The sequence below is a fragment of the Streptacidiphilus cavernicola genome, assembly GCF_042510955.1.
Taxonomy (GTDB): Bacteria; Actinomycetota; Actinomycetes; order Streptomycetales; family Streptomycetaceae; genus Streptacidiphilus; species Streptacidiphilus cavernicola.
In genome coordinates, this window is the sequence record NZ_JBHFAB010000032.1 from 1 (window position 1) to 17,172 (window position 17,172).

General features: G+C 72.7%; 14 protein-coding genes and 2 riboswitches. Of the genes, 13 read left to right on the forward strand and 1 reads right to left on the reverse strand.

Annotation, left to right across the window (positions count from 1 at the left end; all coding sequences use genetic code 11):
* Nucleotides 1-453 precede the first annotated feature (453 nt).
* From ACEZDE_RS30560 to ACEZDE_RS30615, 12 genes are all read left to right on the forward strand, one after another.
* The gene (locus ACEZDE_RS30560; RefSeq protein WP_380543218.1) at nucleotides 454-1,062 is read left to right on the forward strand and encodes a CDP-alcohol phosphatidyltransferase family protein; all 609 of its coding nucleotides are present in this window, start codon (nucleotides 454-456) and stop codon (nucleotides 1,060-1,062) included.
* 92 nt (nucleotides 1,063-1,154) lie between these two features.
* Complete coding sequence (locus ACEZDE_RS30565; protein ID WP_380543221.1) at nucleotides 1,155-3,653, forward strand: sugar phosphate nucleotidyltransferase; 2,499 nt, start codon at nucleotides 1,155-1,157, stop codon at nucleotides 3,651-3,653.
* 221 nt (nucleotides 3,654-3,874) lie between these two features.
* A complete protein-coding gene (locus tag ACEZDE_RS30570) occupies nucleotides 3,875-4,774 on the forward strand; it encodes a DUF881 domain-containing protein (protein WP_380543224.1) in 900 nt (299 codons plus the stop codon).
* Complete coding sequence (locus ACEZDE_RS30575; protein ID WP_380543227.1) at nucleotides 4,771-5,103, forward strand: small basic family protein; 333 nt, start codon at nucleotides 4,771-4,773, stop codon at nucleotides 5,101-5,103. Before ACEZDE_RS30570 ends, ACEZDE_RS30575 begins: the two co-directional genes overlap by 4 nt.
* Nucleotides 5,104-5,199: 96 nt before the next feature.
* Nucleotides 5,200-5,973, forward strand: a complete 774-nt coding sequence (locus ACEZDE_RS30580; RefSeq protein WP_380543230.1) for a DUF881 domain-containing protein — start codon at nucleotides 5,200-5,202, stop codon at nucleotides 5,971-5,973.
* Between the two features lie 442 nt (nucleotides 5,974-6,415).
* Nucleotides 6,416-6,940: an FHA domain-containing protein gene (locus ACEZDE_RS30585; RefSeq protein ID WP_380543233.1), complete on the forward strand. Its 525-nt coding sequence runs from the start codon at nucleotides 6,416-6,418 to the stop codon at nucleotides 6,938-6,940.
* Nucleotides 6,941-6,988: 48 nt separating this feature from the next.
* Nucleotides 6,989-7,729, forward strand: a complete 741-nt coding sequence (gene ftsR / locus ACEZDE_RS30590) for a transcriptional regulator FtsR (RefSeq protein WP_380543236.1) — start codon at nucleotides 6,989-6,991, stop codon at nucleotides 7,727-7,729.
* 72 nt (nucleotides 7,730-7,801) lie between these two features.
* A complete protein-coding gene (locus ACEZDE_RS30595; RefSeq protein WP_370149843.1) occupies nucleotides 7,802-8,275 on the forward strand; it encodes a bifunctional nuclease family protein in 474 nt (157 codons plus the stop codon).
* Between the two features lie 223 nt (nucleotides 8,276-8,498).
* Nucleotides 8,499-9,206 (forward strand): MerR family transcriptional regulator, encoded by a 708-nt coding sequence (locus ACEZDE_RS30600; RefSeq protein WP_380543239.1) that lies wholly within the window; start codon nucleotides 8,499-8,501, stop codon nucleotides 9,204-9,206.
* A gap of 177 nt (nucleotides 9,207-9,383) precedes the next feature.
* The gene (locus tag ACEZDE_RS30605) at nucleotides 9,384-9,989 is read left to right on the forward strand and encodes a SanA/YdcF family protein (RefSeq protein ID WP_380543444.1); all 606 of its coding nucleotides are present in this window, start codon (nucleotides 9,384-9,386) and stop codon (nucleotides 9,987-9,989) included.
* A gap of 11 nt (nucleotides 9,990-10,000) precedes the next feature.
* Nucleotides 10,001-10,540 (forward strand): mycothiol transferase, encoded by a 540-nt coding sequence (locus tag ACEZDE_RS30610; protein ID WP_380543242.1) that lies wholly within the window; start codon nucleotides 10,001-10,003, stop codon nucleotides 10,538-10,540.
* 70 nt (nucleotides 10,541-10,610) lie between these two features.
* Nucleotides 10,611-12,371 carry a DNA polymerase IV gene (locus ACEZDE_RS30615; protein ID WP_380543245.1) on the forward strand — a complete coding sequence of 587 codons (1,761 nt, stop codon included), beginning with the start codon at nucleotides 10,611-10,613 and terminating at the stop codon, nucleotides 12,369-12,371.
* A 60-nt stretch (nucleotides 12,372-12,431) separates the two neighbouring features.
* Here the strand turns inward: ACEZDE_RS30615 and ACEZDE_RS30620 are convergent, their stop codons facing one another.
* Nucleotides 12,432-13,733 (reverse strand): PRC and DUF2382 domain-containing protein, encoded by a 1,302-nt coding sequence (locus ACEZDE_RS30620; protein ID WP_380543248.1) that lies wholly within the window; start codon nucleotides 13,731-13,733, stop codon nucleotides 12,432-12,434.
* Between the two features lie 206 nt (nucleotides 13,734-13,939).
* Nucleotides 13,940-14,031, forward strand: a riboswitch (glycine riboswitch).
* Nucleotides 14,032-14,135: riboswitch (glycine riboswitch) on the forward strand. It begins immediately after the preceding riboswitch.
* Between the two features lie 53 nt (nucleotides 14,136-14,188).
* Between ACEZDE_RS30620 and gcvP the strand changes: the two genes are divergently transcribed.
* Nucleotides 14,189-17,065 (forward strand): aminomethyl-transferring glycine dehydrogenase, encoded by a 2,877-nt coding sequence (gene gcvP / locus ACEZDE_RS30625; protein ID WP_380543251.1) that lies wholly within the window; start codon nucleotides 14,189-14,191, stop codon nucleotides 17,063-17,065.
* Nucleotides 17,066-17,172: the final 107 nt, after the last annotated feature.

Sequence of the window (17,172 nt, forward strand, 5' to 3'; positions counted from 1 at the left end):
CCCTGTGGGAGAGTAGGACGCCGCCGAACAACCATTACAGGTAACCCCCCTGACCTAGTGTCAGGGGGGTTACCTGCGTTCCAGACACAAAACAGACGGGTTGGTGGGGTCGGCCTTCACCGTTGCGTGGGTGCGGCGCCGTCTCGCGCCTCCGGCGCACAGCAGCAACCACAACAAGGCAGGGCCCGGGATGGTTCGGGTTGGTGAGTACTCACTCGCCAACCCGCCAGCCAGGCACCAACCCGAACCCCGCCCCAGCTCCCGCGTCGTTGCTGCAGTGCGCCGCAGGCGCGAGACGGACCCGACACCGCACCAACGGCGAAGGCCGACCCGCCGTACCCGGCGAGGGCCGTCAAGGGTAAGAAGGTAAAGTCGCGGTACATCGGCATGGGCATCGTCCGTTGTCCATCGTCCGTCCACATCGTTCGTCCGTTCGTTTCAGGAGGCCCCCGGGTGGAGGTTCAGGAGACGCGAGTCCAGACCGACCGCGTGCTCACCATCCCCAACGTGCTGAGCATGGCTCGGCTCGTCGGTGTACCCGTGTTCCTCTGGCTGGTGCTGTGGCCGGTGTTCGGCGGCCCGCACAACGACGGGTGGGCCATTCTGATCCTCATGGCCAGCGGGGTCAGCGACTACCTCGACGGCAAGCTCGCCCGTAAATGGGGCCAGATCAGCCGGCTCGGGCAGTTGCTCGACCCGCTCGCGGACCGGCTTTTCGTGCTGTCCACGATCGTCGGGTTGACCTGGCGCCAGATCATGCCGTGGTGGCTCACCGTGCTGCTGCTGGGCCGCGAGGTCTTCATCGCCTCGCTTCTGCCGATCCTCCGCAAGCACGGGTACGGGCCGCCCGAGGTGAATTTCCTCGGGAAGGCGGCCACGTTCAATCTGATGTACGCATTCCCGCTGCTTCTGCTCACCACGAGGGATGACTGGCTCGGAAGTGTGGCATTCGTCATCGGATGGGCGTTCGTTTGGTGGGGTACAACCCTCTACTGGTGGGCAGGGATCCTGTATGCGGTTCAGACCCGACGGCTGGTCCGGGCGGGTGCCGCGGCCGACTGACCCAGATGCCTCACGGGGTGTCCCGTCCGAGGGTCCGTCGGAGGATGTGAACGAGTCACGTCCACCAAGGCCACAAGGAGGAACCACCCGACATGAAGGCCGTTGTGATGGCCGGAGGCGAGGGCACGCGTCTGCGCCCGATGACCTCGAGTATGCCCAAGCCCCTGCTTCCGGTCGTGAACCGTCCGATCATGGAGCATGTGCTTCGCCTGTTGAAGCGCCACGGGCTGACCGAGACCGTTGTGACCGTGCAGTTCCTCGCATCGCTCGTCCGGAACTACTTCGGGGACGGGGAGGAACTCGGCATGAGCCTCACCTATGCGAACGAGGAGACCCCGCTCGGGACCGCCGGAAGCGTCAAGAACGCAGAGGACGCGCTCAAGGACGACTCGTTCCTGGTCATCTCAGGTGACGCGCTGACCGACTTCGACCTGACCGAGCTGATGGAGTTCCACCGCTCCAAGGGCGCACTGGTCACGGTGTGCCTGACCCGGGTGCCCAATCCCCTGGAGTTCGGGATCACCATCGTCGACGACGACGGCCGGGTCGAGCGCTTCCTGGAGAAGCCGACCTGGGGCCAGGTCTTCTCGGACACGGTGAACACCGGCATCTACGTCATGGAGCCCGAGGTCTTCGACTATGTCGCCGCGGACACCTCGGTCGACTGGTCGGGTGACGTCTTCCCGCAGCTGCTCAAGGAGGGCAAGCCGATCTACGGCTTCGTCGCCGAGGGCTACTGGGAGGACGTGGGCACGCACGAGAGCTATATGAAGGCGCAGGCCGACGTCCTGGAGGGCAAGGTCGACGTCGACATCGACGGCTTCGAGATCTCGCCGGGCGTCTGGGTCGCCGAGGGCGCGGAGGTGGACCCGGAGGCGGTCCTCCGCGGCCCGCTCTACGTGGGGGACTACGCCAAGGTCGAGTCCGGCGTGGAGCTGCGCGAGAACACCGTGCTGGGCAGCAACGTGGTGGTGAAGCGCGGGGCCTTCCTGCACCGCGCGATCGTCCACGACAACGTCTACATCGGGCCGCAGACCAATCTGCGCGGCTGCGTGGTCGGGAAGAACACCGACGTGATGCGGGCCGCCCGGATCGAGGACGGCGCGGTGATCGGGGACGAGTGCCTGATCGAGGAGGAGTCGCTGATCGCGGGCAACGTCCGCGTCTACCCCTTCAAGACGATCGAGGCCGGGGCCGTGGTGAACACCTCGGTCATCTGGGAGTCCCGCGGCCAGGAGCACCTGTTCGGCGCGCGCGGCGTGTCCGGGATCATCAATGTCGAGATCACCCCCGAGCTGGCGGTGCGGCTGGCCGGCGCGTACGCCACCACGCTGAAGAAGGGGGCGGTGGTCACCATCGCCCGTGACCACTCGCGTGGTGCGCGTGCGCTCAAGCGGGCGATGATCTCGGCGCTGCAGGCCAGCGCGATCGACGTGCGCGACCTGGAGAACGTGCCGATGCCGGTGGCGCGGCAGCAGACCGCGCGCGGCAGCGCGGGCGGGATCATGCTGCGGACCACGCCCGGGGTGCCGGACTCGCTGGACATCCTGTTCTTCGACGAGCGCGGCGCGGACCTGTCCCAGGCCGGCCAGCGGAAGCTGGACCGGGTCTACGGGCGGCAGGAGTACCGCAGGGCGTTCCCCGGCGAGATCGGCGACCTGACCCACCCCGGCAGCGTGTTCGACTCCTATGCCGGGACGGTGCTCAAGGCGATCGACACCAGCGGGGTGGCCGAGGCGGGCCTCAAGGTGGTCATCGACGCCGCGCACGGCAGCGCGGGCCTGGTTCTGCCCAGCATCCTGGGCCGGCTCGGGATCGAGGCGCTGACGGTCAACCAGGGCATGGACGAGGCGCGGCCGACCGAGACCTCGGAGGAGCGGCGGGCCGGGCTGGTCCGGCTGGGCGAGATGGTCGCCTCGTCGCGGGCCGCCTTCGGGGTGCGGTTCGACCCGGTGGGGGAGCGGGTGTCCTTCGTCGACGAGCGCGGGCACCTGATCGAGGACGACCGGGCGCTGCTGGTGTTCCTCGACCTGGTCGCGGCCGAGGGCCGCAGCGGCAAGGTCGCGCTGCCGGTCACCACCACCAGGATCGCCGAGCAGGTGGCGGCGTACCACGGGACCCAGGTGCTGTGGACCACCACCTCGCCGGACGACCTGACCCGGGCCGCCTCGGCCGAGGGCACGATCTTCGGCGGCGACGGCCGCGGGCGCTACATCATCCCCGAGTTCAGTGGGGTCTTCGACGGCGCGGCGGCCTTCGTCCGGCTGGTCGGCCTGGTCGCGCGGACCCAGTTGACGCTCAGCCAGATCGACGCGCGGATCCCCAAGGCGCATGTGCACCGGCGGGACCTGGCGACCCCGTGGTCGGCCAAGGGCATGGTGATGCGCTCGGTGGTGGAGGCGGCCGGGACGCGGGACGTGGACACAACCGACGGCGTGCGGGTGGTCGAGACGGACGGGCGCTGGACCATGGTGGTCCCGGACCCGGCCGAGGCGGTGACCCACCTCTGGGCCGAGGGGCCTGACGACGCGTCGACCCAGGCACTGCTGGACGAGTGGGGCGCGGTGGTCGAGTCCACCGACCACGCGTAGGCCGACCAGCCCGTAAGCCGACCACGCGTAGTCCGGCCGACGCGTGGGCCGCGCGCAGTGGTCCTGCGGGCTCGAAGGACCGGCCCCGGTTCCGGGCGGTGCCGCGGATGTCGCGGTATCGTCCGGGACCGGGGGTGTTTTGTCACGATCCGGTGCCGGGATCGGCCGGTGGGACGCGAGTTGCGTCGGTGAACCCGGCGCGGCGTGCGACGATGTGGCCCATGTCGGGCACGGGTGAGGACGATACGGCGGAACGGGCGGCGCGGTACGCGCGGCCCGACGCGTCGATGTCGCTGCTGACCAGTGTCATGGAGCACAGCCTGGACGAGGGCTACGCCGAGGCGGCCCGCAGTCGGGGCGCGTACGGCACCAGCCGGATGCCGTCGTCGCTGCGCGGCAGGATCGCGCTGGCGGGCGGCCTGATGCTGCCCGCGCTGGTGCTGACCGTCGGCGCGGTACAGGTCAGGGCGTCCGCTCCGGTGGCCGCGCAGGAGCGGCAGGAGCTGGTCTCCCGGGTCGGCACCGCCCAGGCCAACGCCGACCAGACCCAGCGGGACGTGGACGCGCTGCGGGCCCAGGCGAAGCAGTTGGAGCAGCGGGCCGCCGCCCCCGACACGGCGACGTTGGACCGGCTGGAGCTGGTCACCGGCGCCGCCCCGGCCCAGGGCCCGGGGCTGAGCGTGGTGCTGAACGACTCGACCGCGCCGGACACCGGCGGCGGCGCCAATCCGCGCACCGCCTCCGGCTTCGGCAACACCGGCCGGGTCAGGGACCGCGACGTCCAGCTGGTGGTCGACGCGCTCTGGCAGTCCGGCGCCGAGGGGGTGGCGATCAACGGGCAGCGGCTGACCTCGCTGTCCGCGGTCCGGGCCGCGGGCGACGCGATACTCGTCAACAACCAGCCGCTGACGCTGCCCTACACCGTGCTCGCGATCGGGGGGAAGTCGCTGGTCAGCGGGTTCCAGCAGAACGCGGGCGGCGGGATCTACCTGAACCAGCTCAAGATCAGCTACGGAATCCGCTACAGCATGACCGCAGAAGACCGTGTCGACCTGCCGGCGGCCGCGCAGAGCAGCCTGCTGTACGCGGTGCCGACCGGCCGGGGAGGAGCAACACCGTGATCGCCGTACTTGGCCTCGTCGTCGGGGTCGTCGTCGGACTCTTCGTCCAGCCGGGGATTCCCACCGAGCTGGTGCCGTACCTGCCGATCGCCATCGTGGCCGCGTTGGACGCGGTGTTCGGGGGGCTGCGGGCCATGCTGGACGGGATCTTCGACGACAAGGTCTTCGTGGTCTCCTTCCTGTCCAACGTGGTGGTGGCCGCGCTGATCGTGTTCCTGGGCGACCAGCTCGGGGTCGGCTCCCAGCTGTCCACCGGCGTGGTGGTGGTGCTGGGCATCCGGATCTTCTCCAACGCCGCCGCGATCCGCCGCCATGTGTTCCGTGCGTAGCGCGGCGGACGGGTCGGCGGCCCGCACCCGGTGCCCCGGCCGCGGCGGACGGGTGGCAGGATGATCGGCGCAGGTCGGAACCGGCGGGAGCAGCGGGTGGGGCAGGACGAGGACACGCCGGACGGCACGCCGGGCGAGGCGCCGCAGGGCGGCCGTCGGCGGCTGGCCGAAGCGCTGTGGCCGCCGCGGCTGTCCCGGGCCCAGCTGGTGGTGGCGCTGCTGCTGTTCTCGCTCGGCCTCGGCCTGGCGATCCAGGTGCGCTCCACCAACTCGGCCACCGAGCTGCGCGGCGCCCGGCAGGAGGACCTGGTCCGGCTGCTGGACGAGGTCGACGCCCGGCAGCAGCGCCTCGACACCGAGCACCAGCAGTTGCAGCAGTCCCTGGCCACGCTGCAGAACAGCTCGCAGCAGGCCGAGGAGGCGCAGATCCAGACCCGGGCCAAGGAGCAGCAGTTGGGCGTGCTGGCCGGGACGGTGGCGGCGACCGGCCCGGGGGTGGTGTTGACCATCAAGGACCCCGGCGGCAAGGTGCAGGCGGATATGCTGCTCAACACTCTGGAGGAGTTGCGCGCGGCGGGGGCGGAGGCGGTCGAGATCAACGGTGTACGGGTGGTCGCCGCCACCTGGTTCTCCGACGCTTCGCCCGGCTCGGTGTCGGTCAGCGGCAGCCATGTCGCCCAGCCGTACCGCTTCACCGTGATCGGCAATGCGCACGACCTGGACACCGCGATGGGCATCCCGGGCGGGGTGGTCCAGTCGGTCGGCCAACTGGCCCGCGCCTCGGCGACGGTGTCCGAGCAGAAGTCGCTGGCGGTGACGGCCTTGCTCCCGTTGAGCACCCCTGACTACGCTCACTCGGCGCCGCCGTGAGTGTCCGCCGGGTCGCAGGCGGCCCGTTCGACCGCAGTTCTCAACTATCGTCCATGATGGCTTCACCCTGCCTCCGGGCAGGCTCGTTTTCACGCAAGGGGAATCGTCCGTGAGTCTGTTCTCGAAGCTGTTCGGTCGGAAGTCCCCTCAGGGCGCCGTCGAGGCACCCACAGCCCGTCACCGCAGGGCGGATGAGGAGGCAGCCTGGACCCAGACCGGGATTCCGGTCCAGGGGCAGCAGCTGCCCGGCATGCGCGGGGCGGCCGAGAACGAGACCTTCGCGACCGCGGACCGCCCGCTGTACCGGGAGGACCCGCGACACGCGCAGCCCGGCGGTGCCGGTCCGATAGCACCCGAGGCAGTACTCTCAACCTCAGGTGGAGGGTTCGACCCCTCGATCCAGCAGGCTCAGGCAGGCGGTCCGCGACAGGAGGCCCCAGGCATGGCGGTGTGCAGCCGGTGCGGAAGCAGCAATCCCGAGGCCAGCCGGTTCTGTTCGCACTGCGGTGCGCCGCTGCGCGCCCGCGGCCAGGCGGAGCGGCCCTCCGAGCAGACGTCGACCATCTCGATCTCGGGTCTTGAGGCGTACGACCCGGAGGTGGCCACCCAGGTCACCCCGGCGATCTCGCCCGAGGCGCAGGCCGCCGTGGACGCGCTGCCGCCGGGCTCGGCCCTGCTGGTGGTCCGGCGCGGCCCCAACTCGGGGAGCCGGTTCCTGCTGGACACCGAGCTGACCACCGCCGGGCGGCACCCGGAGAGCGACATCTTCCTGGACGACATCACGGTCTCCCGGCGGCATGTCGAGTTCCGGCGCACGCCCACCGGCTTCGGCGTCGCCGACGTCGGCAGCCTGAACGGCACCTACGTCAACCGCGAGCGCATCGACGAGGTGCCGCTCAGCACGGGCGACGAGGTCCAGATCGGCAAGTACCGGCTGGTGTTCTTCGAAAGCCGCAGGGGGTACTGACCGGCGGGCCCGCGGTTCGGGTCCGTCGCACCACGGAGGAGCGAACCTGTGCAGGGCGACAACGGCGGTTCCGACGCGGGCAGGCAACTGCTGAGCATCGGTGCGGTACTCGGGGAGCTGCGGGACGAGTTCCCCGAGGTCACCATCTCCAAGATCCGCTTCCTGGAGGCGGAGCGGCTGGTCGAGCCGCGGCGGACCCCGTCCGGCTACCGGAAGTTCAGCCGTGACGACGTCGGCAGGCTGGCGTACGTGCTGCGGATGCAGCGCGACCACTACCTGCCGCTGCGGGTGATCAGGGAGCACCTGGACGCCATGGACGCGGGCGAGGCGCCGCCGGCGCTTCCCGGCACCGAGCTCGCGGCGGTGGCCGACCCGTCGGCCGAGGTCGAGCCGGTGGGCGCGGAGGCGTTCGTGCCGGGCCCGCGGCTGGGCCGGGCGGAGCTGCTGGCGGCGGCCGGGGTGGCCGAGCAGCAGTTGGCCGACTGGGAGTCCTACGGGCTGGTCGCGGCCACCCCGGACGGCGGATTCGACCCGGAGATGCTGCAGGTCGCCCGACTGGTCGCGGAGTTGGGCCGGTTCGGGCTCGAACCGCGGCACCTGCGCGCGGTGAAGGCCGCCGCCGACCGCGAGGTGGGCCTGGTGGAACAGGTGGTCGCGCCGCTGCGGCGGCACCGCAACCCGCAGACCCGGGCCCATGCGGCGGCACTGGCGCGGGAGCTGGCGAGCCTCTCGGTGCGGCTGCACGCGGCGCTGGTGCAGGCAGGGTTGCGGGCCCGTCCGGGGGCCTGAGACGCGGGCCGCGGCGGTGGTCGGGCTCGGGAGAACTGGAGTATCCCGGCCCAGCGCCCTAGGGTTGCGGGTGTGAACGAGCTAGACGTCGTGGGTGTCAGGGTGGAGATGCCGTCGAACCAGCCGATCGTGCTGTTGCGCGAAGTCGGCGGCGACCGCTACCTCCCCATCTGGATCGGCCCCGGGGAGGCCACCGCGATCGCCTTCGCGCAGCAGGGCATGACCCCGGTCCGGCCGCTCACGCACGACCTCTTCCGGAATGTGCTGGAGGCGGTCGGGCAGCAGCTCACCGAGGTGCGGATCACCGACCTGCGGGAGGGCGTGTTCTACGCCGAACTGGTCTTCGCCAGCGGGGTGGAGGTGAGCGCGCGCCCGTCCGACGCCATAGCGCTGGCGCTGCGCACCGGGGCGCCGATCTACGGCAGCGACGGGGTGCTCGACGAGGCCGGGATCGCCATCCCGGACGAGCAGGAGGACGAGGTCGAGCGGTTCCGGGAGTTCCTGGACCAGATCTCGCCGGAGGACTTCGGCAGCAGCAACCAGTAGCCCGGCCGGTCCCCGGCCGCGACCGGGAAACGCCCATTCGGGACGCCGTACCCCGGGACAGGGCACGCTAAACCACTCGTCGGACTGACATCACCCGCCATGCCGAGCGTGGCGATCGTTGACGCGCCTCTGGCAACTGCCTAACGTCGGGTGTGGACGTCCGGAGTGCGCCACCCCGCGCCTTCCGGTGACGCTTCCGCGAGACGAGTGGACGGAGGGCCGCGTGAGCAGCACCGGCGACAGCACGGCCGCAGGTGGCTCCTGCCCGCTCCACCCCGGGCCGCGCGGCGCGCGGCGGACCGCCAGGTCAGCCCGCCCCGGCTGGGAGGCCGTCCCCCCGATGACCCCCGGTCAGGTCCCGATGGTTCCGGGCCAGGGCGGCGCGGCGCCCGAGGAGGCCATCACCCCCGAGCCGCTCGGCGCAGCCGAGCAGGGCGACGGGCTGATCGGCTACCGCGGCCCCACCGCCTGTGCGGCGGCCGGGATCACCTACCGCCAGCTGGACTACTGGGCCAGGACCGGGTTGGTCGAGCCGACCGTCCGGGCGGCGCAGGGCTCGGGCACCCAGCGGCTCTACGGCTTCATCGACGTGCTGCTGCTCAAGGTGGTCAAGCGGCTGCTGGACGCGGGCGTCTCGCTGCAGAGCATCCGGGCGGCCGTGGTCCACCTGCGGGCCTGCGGCGAGCCGGACCTGTCCGGGATCACCCTGATGAGCGACGGCGCCTCGGTCTACCAGTGCACCTCGCCGGACCAGTTGGTGGAACTGCTGCAGGGCGGCCAGGGGGTGTTCGGCATCGCGCTGGGCGCGGTCTGGCGCGAGCTGGAGACAGCGCTCGGGCGGCTGCACGGGGAGCGCGCCGACACCGGCGAGACCCTGGTCGGCTTCGATCCCGGCGACGAACTCGCACGTCGGCGCAACCGCGCGGGCTGAACCGGCGTCCGCAGTCGTCAGAGCCCCGAAACGGGGCGCGGACGACAGCTGGGGGTCGGGATGGCGGCGTGGCCGCGCGGGCTTGGGCGGGCGTGGGTCGGTTCGGGCGGTGGCCCGGGTCGGCGGTGGGCCGCGGCCCTGCGGACCCGGCGCGGGCAGCGGCGGGCCTTCCAGGCGCTGGTGGTCTTGGCGGTACTGGTGTCGCTGCCCCCGGCCTGGCTCTACGTCGCCGAGGGCGGTCGGCTGCGCACCGTGGCCGACGCGCCGAGCGCCCCGGTTGCGGTGGTCTTCGGCGCCGGGCTGGTGAACGGCACGCCGTCCCCCTACCTGGCCCACCGGCTGGACGCCGGGCTCGCCCTCTACCGGGCCGGGAAGGTCAAGGCGCTGCTGGTGACCGGGGACAACGGGCACGTCGGCTACGACGAGCCGGACGCGATGCGGACCTACCTGGTCCAGCACGGGGTCCCGGCCGACCGGGTGGTTCGCGACTACGCCGGCTTCGACACCTGGGACTCCTGCGCCAGGGCGCACCGGATCTTCGGGGTGGACCGGGCGATCCTGGTCAGCCAGGGCTTCCACATCCGCCGGGCGGTCGCGCTGTGCGAGGCGGCCGGGATCGACTCCTACGGCATTGCCGTCGACGAGCCGCACGACGCGACCTGGTACTACGGCGAGGTGCGGGAGCTTCCGGCGGCGGGCGAGGCGGCGCTGCAGGCGGCCCTCCGGCCCGACCCCTCGCTGCTCGGTCCGAAGGTGGACACCCTGGCGCGACTGCCTCGTTAGACTCACCGGCCATGACCGAACTGGATGAGCACGGCAGGCCGGAACCCCCGCTCGCCGGCGACGAGGCCGCCGCCCTCACGGGCTCGCTGGAGCGGCTGCGGGCGACCCTGGCCTGGAAGTGCGGCGGCCTGGACCGGGCCGGGCTGACCGCGACTGTCGGCGTCTCCTCGGTGACCCTGGGCGGGCTGCTCAAGCACCTGGCCGCGGTCGAGGGCACCCACTTCTCCCGGCTGCTGCTGGCGCGGGCCCCGGAGGCCCCGTGGGACGCGGTGGACTGGGACGCCGACCCGGACTGGGAGTGGCGCACGGCCGCCGAGGACAGCCCGGAGCAGCTGATGGCGCTCTGGCAGGACGCGGTGGCCCGCTCCCGCGCGGTGCTGGAGCAGGCGCTGAGCAGTGGCGGGCCCGAGCAGCCGGGCCGGTTCAGCACCGCGGCCGGGGAGTCCCCCAACCTGCGGCGGATCCTGATCGACCTGATCGAGGAGTACGCCCGGCACATCGGCCACGCCGACCTGATCCGGGAGTCGGTGGACGGCCTGGTCGGCGAGTGAACCGGAACGGCTCCGTCCGGAGTGCTCGCGGCTGAGGCCGACTGTCAGTGCGGTGCGCGATGATCGGGGCATGCGGGAGCTTCCGTCGATCCTCCACCTGGACATGGACGCCTTCTTCGCCTCGGTGGAGCAGGCGTCCAAGCCCAGCCTGCGCGGAAAGCCGGTGGTGGTCGGCGGCCTGGGCGGGCGCGGCGTGGTCGCCACCGCCTCCTACGAGGCCCGGGTCTTCGGGGTGCACTCGGCGATGCCGATGGCGCAGGCCCGGCGGCGCTGCCCCAACGCGGCCTTCCTGATCCCCAGGTTCGAGCTCTACCGGCAGGTCAGCGAGTTCGTGATGGGCCTGCTCCGGCAGCTGTCCCCGCTGGTCGAGCCGCTCAGCCTGGACGAGGCCTTCGTCGACCTGGAGGCCGGCCCCTACGGCGAACTGCTGCGCGAGAGCGGTCCGGTGGGCGGCGCGGCGCTGGCGCGGGCGCTGTCCGAGGACCTGCGGGCCGACATCCTGGCCGGGGTCGGGCTGACCGCCTCGGTCGGCCTGTCCGGCACCAAGTTCCTCGCCAAGATCGCCTCTGAGCAGGCCAAGCCGGACGGCCTGGTGCTGATCGAGCCGGGCCGGGAGCGCGAGGTGCTGGACCCGCTGCCGGTGCGCGCGCTGCCCGGGGTCGGCCCGGCGACGGCGGAGACGCTGCGCCGGTTCGGCATCACCCGGGTCGCCGAGGTCGCCGCCACCTCGCAGGACGAGCTGGTCCGGCTGCTGGGACGGGCGCACGGGGTCGGCGTGCACGCCCTGGCGCTGGGGGTGGACGAGCGCGCGGTGGTGGCCGAGCGGGACGCCAAGTCGGTCTCGGTGGAGGACACGTTCGAGGTGGACCTCGCCGACCGGGAGCGGATCAGGGCCGAGCTGGACCGGCTCGCCGAACGGTGCGTGCGGCGGCTGCGGGCGGCGGGGAGGTCCGGCCGGACCGTGGTGATCAAGGTGCGCCGGTTCGACTTCTCCACGCTGACCCGCTCCGAGACGCTGCCCGCGCCCACCGACGACCCGCTGGTGATCGCGTCGATGGCCCGGCGGCTGCTGGAACAGGTGGAGCTGACCGGGGGCGTGCGGCTGCTGGGGGTCGGCGTGTCCGGCCTCGCCGACTTCACCCAGGAGGACCTGTTTGCCCAGGCCCAGGCCTTGCGGGAGGCCGAGGAGGAACGCTTCGCGGAGCTGGAGGCGGAGGTCGCGGCGGCGGAGGCTGCGCAGGCGCGGGACGCGGAGGCGGCGAGGGGCGGTGCGGCTGGGGCGGAGACGGTCGGCGGGGCGGGGGGCGGTCGGGATGCGGTGGGGGGTGCCCGGCTCGGGGGCGCCGCTGGTGCCGAGGCGGAGGCGGTCGGGCGGGCGGTGACCGGCGGACCGGACACGGGGTCGGCCGGGGCGGGGCCGGGCGCGGGAAACGTTCGCGGCTCAGGCACGGGCCGTCCCGGCGGTGCGGGCAGTGGCGACGCCGGGGCTGCCGTGACCGGGGACGCCGTGATCGGGGATGCCGGGGCTGTCATGGCCGCTGTGACCGGCGTAGCCACCGCGGACGACGAGGCCGCGTACGGCGGACCCGCGGGGCCGCGGGGGTTTCATCCCGGGAGCAGTCGGGTCGCCGGGCGGCGTTGGATGCCCGGTCAGGACGTCACCCACGTCGAGTACGGCCCCGGCTGGGTGCAGGGCAGCGGGGTGGGGCGGGTGACCGTCCGGTTCGAGCTGCCGTGGGCCGAGCAGCCGGGCCGGGTCCGCACCTTCGCGGTGGACGACCCGGCGCTGGAGCCCGCGGACCCGCCGACGATCGCCCGCGGGGCCGCGTAGCGCACACGCGGCCCCGCGGGCGGGATCGGACGAGGGTTCGGCAGGGCCTCAGTCAGGGCCTCAGGCGCCGATGGCGTGGCCGGGCAGGTCCGGGCGGCCGGGCGGGGTCGAGGACGGAACCGACGGCGCGGAACCGGTCGACGATCCCGGCTGCGACTGCGGAGACTGCGGCGACTGCCCGGCCGCAGTCGGCTGGCCGGTGCCGGGCACCGGGGTCGGCCCGGTCGGGCGGGTGTTGTCCAGCACCTGGATGTGCTCCCGGTGCAGCTCGTCCCGGACGATCTCCTCCTCGGTGACCCGCTCGGTCACCAGCCGGATCCGCTCCACCGGGACGATCGCCTTGCGGACCACGACGCGCTGCTCGTGCAGGGTGACCTCCTCGGTGCTCTCGGCGATCTCCTGCTCGGTCAGCTGGGCCCGCTCCTCCGCGCCGACCGGGACCCGCTCGACCCTGATCCGCTCCCGGATCACCGGCACCCGGCGCTCCACCTGCTCGGCCGTGACGTACTTGCGCAGCCGGGCACGGCCGAGGACGCGCCACTCGGTGGAGACGTCCAGCCGCTCCTCGCGGCAGACGAACTCGATCGGCTCCGGCACCGCGGTCCGGGAGAGGTCGCCCAGCGACTCCCCGGTCGAGCCGGTGTCCGCGCTCTGCGCGGCGGCGCGGGGGAGCGGGTCGCTGAGCGGATCCGTGAGCGGGTCGGTCAGCGGGTCGGGGCGCGGCGCGGCCTTGGCCAGCGAGGGGGTCGGCTCGGCCGGGGCGGACTGCGCCGACGACGGGGACGCCATGAAGGCGGCGGTGCGGCTGGTGTCCGCGGCGGCCGGGGCCGGGCGGCCGACGGCCTCGGCGGGCTGGGTCCTGGCCGGGGCGGGCGGGGCGATCGGGGTGCGTCCGTCGGTACCCGAGGCGGTCGCGGCGACAGCGGCGGCGGCAGCGGCCGGGGCGGCGGCGCCCGCGGTGCCGGTCGCCGCAGCCGCGCTGCCCGGCGCGGCAGCGGCCGGGGAGCCCTTGGCCGCTGCCTCGCCCGCACCGGACTTGCCGTTGCCCTCCGGCACGTCCAGGCCGTAGTAGCGGTAGAGCTGCAGCTCCTGCTCGGGTGAGAGGTGCTGGCCCACGCCGAAGTCGGGGGAGTCCTTCACCTGGGACTTGTCGTAGGGGACGCGCAGTTCGTCGCTGACGAACTCGCTGCTGGTCAGTGGAACGAAGGCGTCGCGGCCGAACAGTCCGGTGCGGACCGCGGCCCACTCGGGACGGCCGGAGGCGTCGTCGAGGTACACCTCGTCGACGGTGCCGATCTTGTCGCCGTTGCGGTCCACGGCCTTGTGGCCGATCAGGTCCCTGGGGTCGATATCGGTCTGCACGCTCGTCCACTCCTCACGGCGGGGATGCGCCCTGTCCGATCGCGCCGTCCGATCGCGCACGCGCGCAGCCACTCAGGGCAATACTGGTCAACTCATACGAAAAGGCACAAAGATCGATTTGTCGAGCGCTGGGCTGCCGTGCGGGTGTGTCGCTGGGCCATTCGAGCTCGGCATGGGGCACGCTGATAGTCTTGGCGGTGACCGGTCGAGCGCGCGCGGGAGAGTCCGTGCACCGCCGCGGCGCCGAAGGAGCAACTCCTCCCCGGAATCTCTCAGGCATCCGTACCGTGCGCGCGAGGTCAACTCTGGAAAGCAGCGGTCCGTCCAGCACGGCCGCTCACCGACGGTGAAAACCGGCCTCGGCCGGTGAAGCTCTCAGGTTCACATGACAGAGGGGGAGGTCGTCCCGGCACACCCACTGTGCCACTCGGGTCCGACCAGGAGGCTTCCCCGCCATGAGCTCCCCGACTTCCCCCTTCGACCAGTCGCTGTTCGAGCACCGGCACATCGGGCCCGACGCCGACGCGCAGGCCAAGATGCTGGCCCAGGTCGGCTACAGCAGCCTGGACGAGCTGACCGCCGCCGCCGTCCCGGCCGCGATCCGCAGCCTGGAGGCGCTGGACCTGCCCGCCGCCCGCTCCGAGGCCGAGGTGCTGGCCGAGCTGCGCGAGCTGGCCGGGCGCAACCAGGTGCTGCGCCCCATGATCGGACTCGGCTACCACGGCACCTTCACCCCGCCGGTGATCCTCCGCAACGTGCTGGAGAACCCGTCCTGGTACACCGCGTACACGCCGTACCAGCCGGAGATCTCGCAGGGGCGGCTCGAAGCGCTGATCAACTTCCAGACCGTGGTGGCCGACCTCACCGGGCTGCCCACCTCCGGCGCCTCGCTGCTGGACGAGGGCACCGCCGCGGCCGAGGCGGTCGCGCTGGCCCGCCGGGTCGGCAAGGTCAAGGGCGGCGTCTTCGTGATCGACGCGGACACCCTGCCGCAGACCGTCGCGGTGATCCGGACCCGCGCCGTCCCGGCGGGCGTGGAGACCGTGGTCGCCGACCTCAGCGCGGGCATCCCGGCGGAGCTGGCCGAGCGCGGCGTCTTCGGCGTGCTGCTGCAGTACCCGGGCGCGTCCGGCGCGGTCCGCGACCTCGCGCCGGTGATCGCGCAGGCGCACGGCCTCGGCGCGATCGTCGCGGTGGCCGCCGACCTGCTGGCGCTGACCCTGATCGCCTCCCCCGGCTCGCTCGGCGCGGACATCGCGATCGGCACCACCCAGCGCTTCGGCGTCCCGATGGGCTTCGGCGGGCCGCACGCCGGCTACATGGCGGTCCGCGCCGAGTACGCCCGCAGCCTGCCCGGCCGCCTGGTCGGCGTCTCGGTCGACGCGGACGGCAACCGCGCCTACCGGCTGGCGCTGCAGACCCGCGAGCAGCACATCCGCCGCGAGAAGGCCACCAGCAACATCTGCACCGCGCAGGTGCTGCTCGCGGTGATGGCCTCGATGTACGCGGTCTACCACGGCCCGGACGGGCTGCGCGCGATCGCCGCCCGTACCCACCGCTACGCCGCGGTGCTGGCCGAGGGCCTGCGCGCGGGCGGCGTCGGGACCGTCCACGCGGAGTTCTTCGACACCGTCACCGCCCGGGTGCCCGGACGCGCCGCCGAGGTGGTCGAGGCGGCCCGGCTGGCCGGGGTGAACCTGCGCCAGGTGGACGCCGACCTGGTCGGGATCTCCTGCGACGAGACCACCACCCGGGCCGACCTGGCCGCGGTCTGGGCCGCCTTCGGCGTGCCCGACGCCGACCCGGACGCGCTGGCCGGGACCGTCGGCGAGCAGCTGCCGGAGGCGCTGCGGCGGGACCAGGACTACCTGAGCCACCCGGTGTTCCACGCGCACCGCTCCGAGACCGGGATGCTGCGCTACCTGCGCAAGCTGGCCGACAAGGACTACGCGCTGGACCGCGGCATGATCCCGCTGGGCTCCTGCACCATGAAGCTCAACGCGACCACTGAGATGGAGCCGGTCACCTGGCCGGAGTTCGCCGAGGTGCACCCGTTCGCGCCGGAGCGGCAGGCCGCCGGCTACCTGACCCTGATCCACGAGCTGGAGGACCGGCTGGCCGAGCTGACCGGCTACGACAAGGTCAGCCTGCAGCCCAACGCCGGCTCCCAGGGCGAGCTGGCCGGGCTGCTCGCGGTCCGCGCCTACCACCACGCCAACGGCGACACCCAGCGCGACGTCTGCCTGATCCCCTCCTCCGCGCACGGCACCAACGCCGCCAGCGCGGTGATGGCGGGGATGCGGGTGGTGGTGGTGAAGACCCTGGTCGACGGGGACGTGGACGTCGCGGACCTGCACGCCAAGATCGAGCAGCACCGGGACCGGCTGTCGGTGCTGATGGTCACCTACCCGTCCACGCACGGTGTGTTCGAGGAGAACATCGCCGACATCTGCGCCACCGTGCACGAGGCCGGCGGCCAGGTCTACGTGGACGGCGCCAACCTCAACGCCATGGTCGGCCTGGCCAAGCCGGGCACGTTCGGCGGCGACGTCTCGCACCTGAACCTGCACAAGACCTTCTGCATCCCGCACGGCGGCGGCGGCCCCGGCGTCGGCCCGGTCGCGGTGCGGGCGCACCTCGCGCCGTACCTGCCGAACCACCCGCTGCAGCCGTCGGCCGGACCGGCCACCGGGGTCGGCCCGATCTCGGCCGCGCCCTGGGGCTCGGCCGCGATCCTGCCGATCTCCTGGTCGTACGTGCGGCTGATGGGCGGCGAGGGGCTGAAGCGGGCGACCCAGGTCGCGGTGCTCAGCGCCAACTACATCGCCAAGCGGCTCGCGCCGTACTTCCCGGTGCTCTACACCGGCCCGGCCGGGCTGGTCGCGCACGAGTGCATCATCGACCTGCGTCCGCTGGCCAAGTCGGCCGGCGTCAGCGTGGACGACGTGGCCAAGCGCCTGATCGACTACGGCTTCCACGCGCCGACGATGTCGTTCCCGGTGGCCGGCACGCTGATGATCGAGCCCACCGAGAGCGAGGACCTGGGCGAGATCGACCGCTTCTGCGAGGCGATGATCGCCATCCGCGGCGAGATCGACCGGGTCGCGGCGGGGGACTGGCCGCTGGAGGACAACCCGCTGGGCAACGCCCCGCACACCGCCGCGCTGCTGGCGGGGGAGTGGGCGCACCCGTACAGCCGCCAGGAGGCGGTGTTCCCGGCCGGGGTCAACCCGGCCGAGAAGTACTGGCCGCCGGTGCGCCGGATCGACGGCGCGTTCGGTGACCGCAACCTGGTCTGCTCCTGCCCGCCGCTGGACGCGTACGAGGGGTAGCCGCGGCCCGGCACAGGACTCGTCGGCACAGCGGCAGTCAGCAGGGCAATCGGCGCAAGAAGAAGGGGCCGTCACCGGAGCGTTCGGTGGCGGCCCCTTGTCATGGG

Bases quoted from the DNA above. Each gene is read 5' to 3' on its own strand.
- ACEZDE_RS30615 (WP_380543245.1), top strand. From the start codon at position 10,611: ATGCGGGAGCTTCCGTCGATCCTCCACCTGGACATGGACGCCTTCTTC.
- ACEZDE_RS30585 (WP_380543233.1), top strand. From the start codon at position 6,416: ATGGCGGTGTGCAGCCGGTGCGGAAGCAGCAATCCCGAGGCCAGCCGG.
- ACEZDE_RS30610 (WP_380543242.1), top strand. From the start codon at position 10,001: ATGACCGAACTGGATGAGCACGGCAGGCCGGAACCCCCGCTCGCCGGC.
- ACEZDE_RS30565 (WP_380543221.1), top strand. From the start codon at position 1,155: ATGAAGGCCGTTGTGATGGCCGGAGGCGAGGGCACGCGTCTGCGCCCG.
- ACEZDE_RS30570 (WP_380543224.1), top strand. From the start codon at position 3,875: ATGTCGGGCACGGGTGAGGACGATACGGCGGAACGGGCGGCGCGGTAC.
- gcvP (WP_380543251.1), top strand. From the start codon at position 14,189: ATGAGCTCCCCGACTTCCCCCTTCGACCAGTCGCTGTTCGAGCACCGG.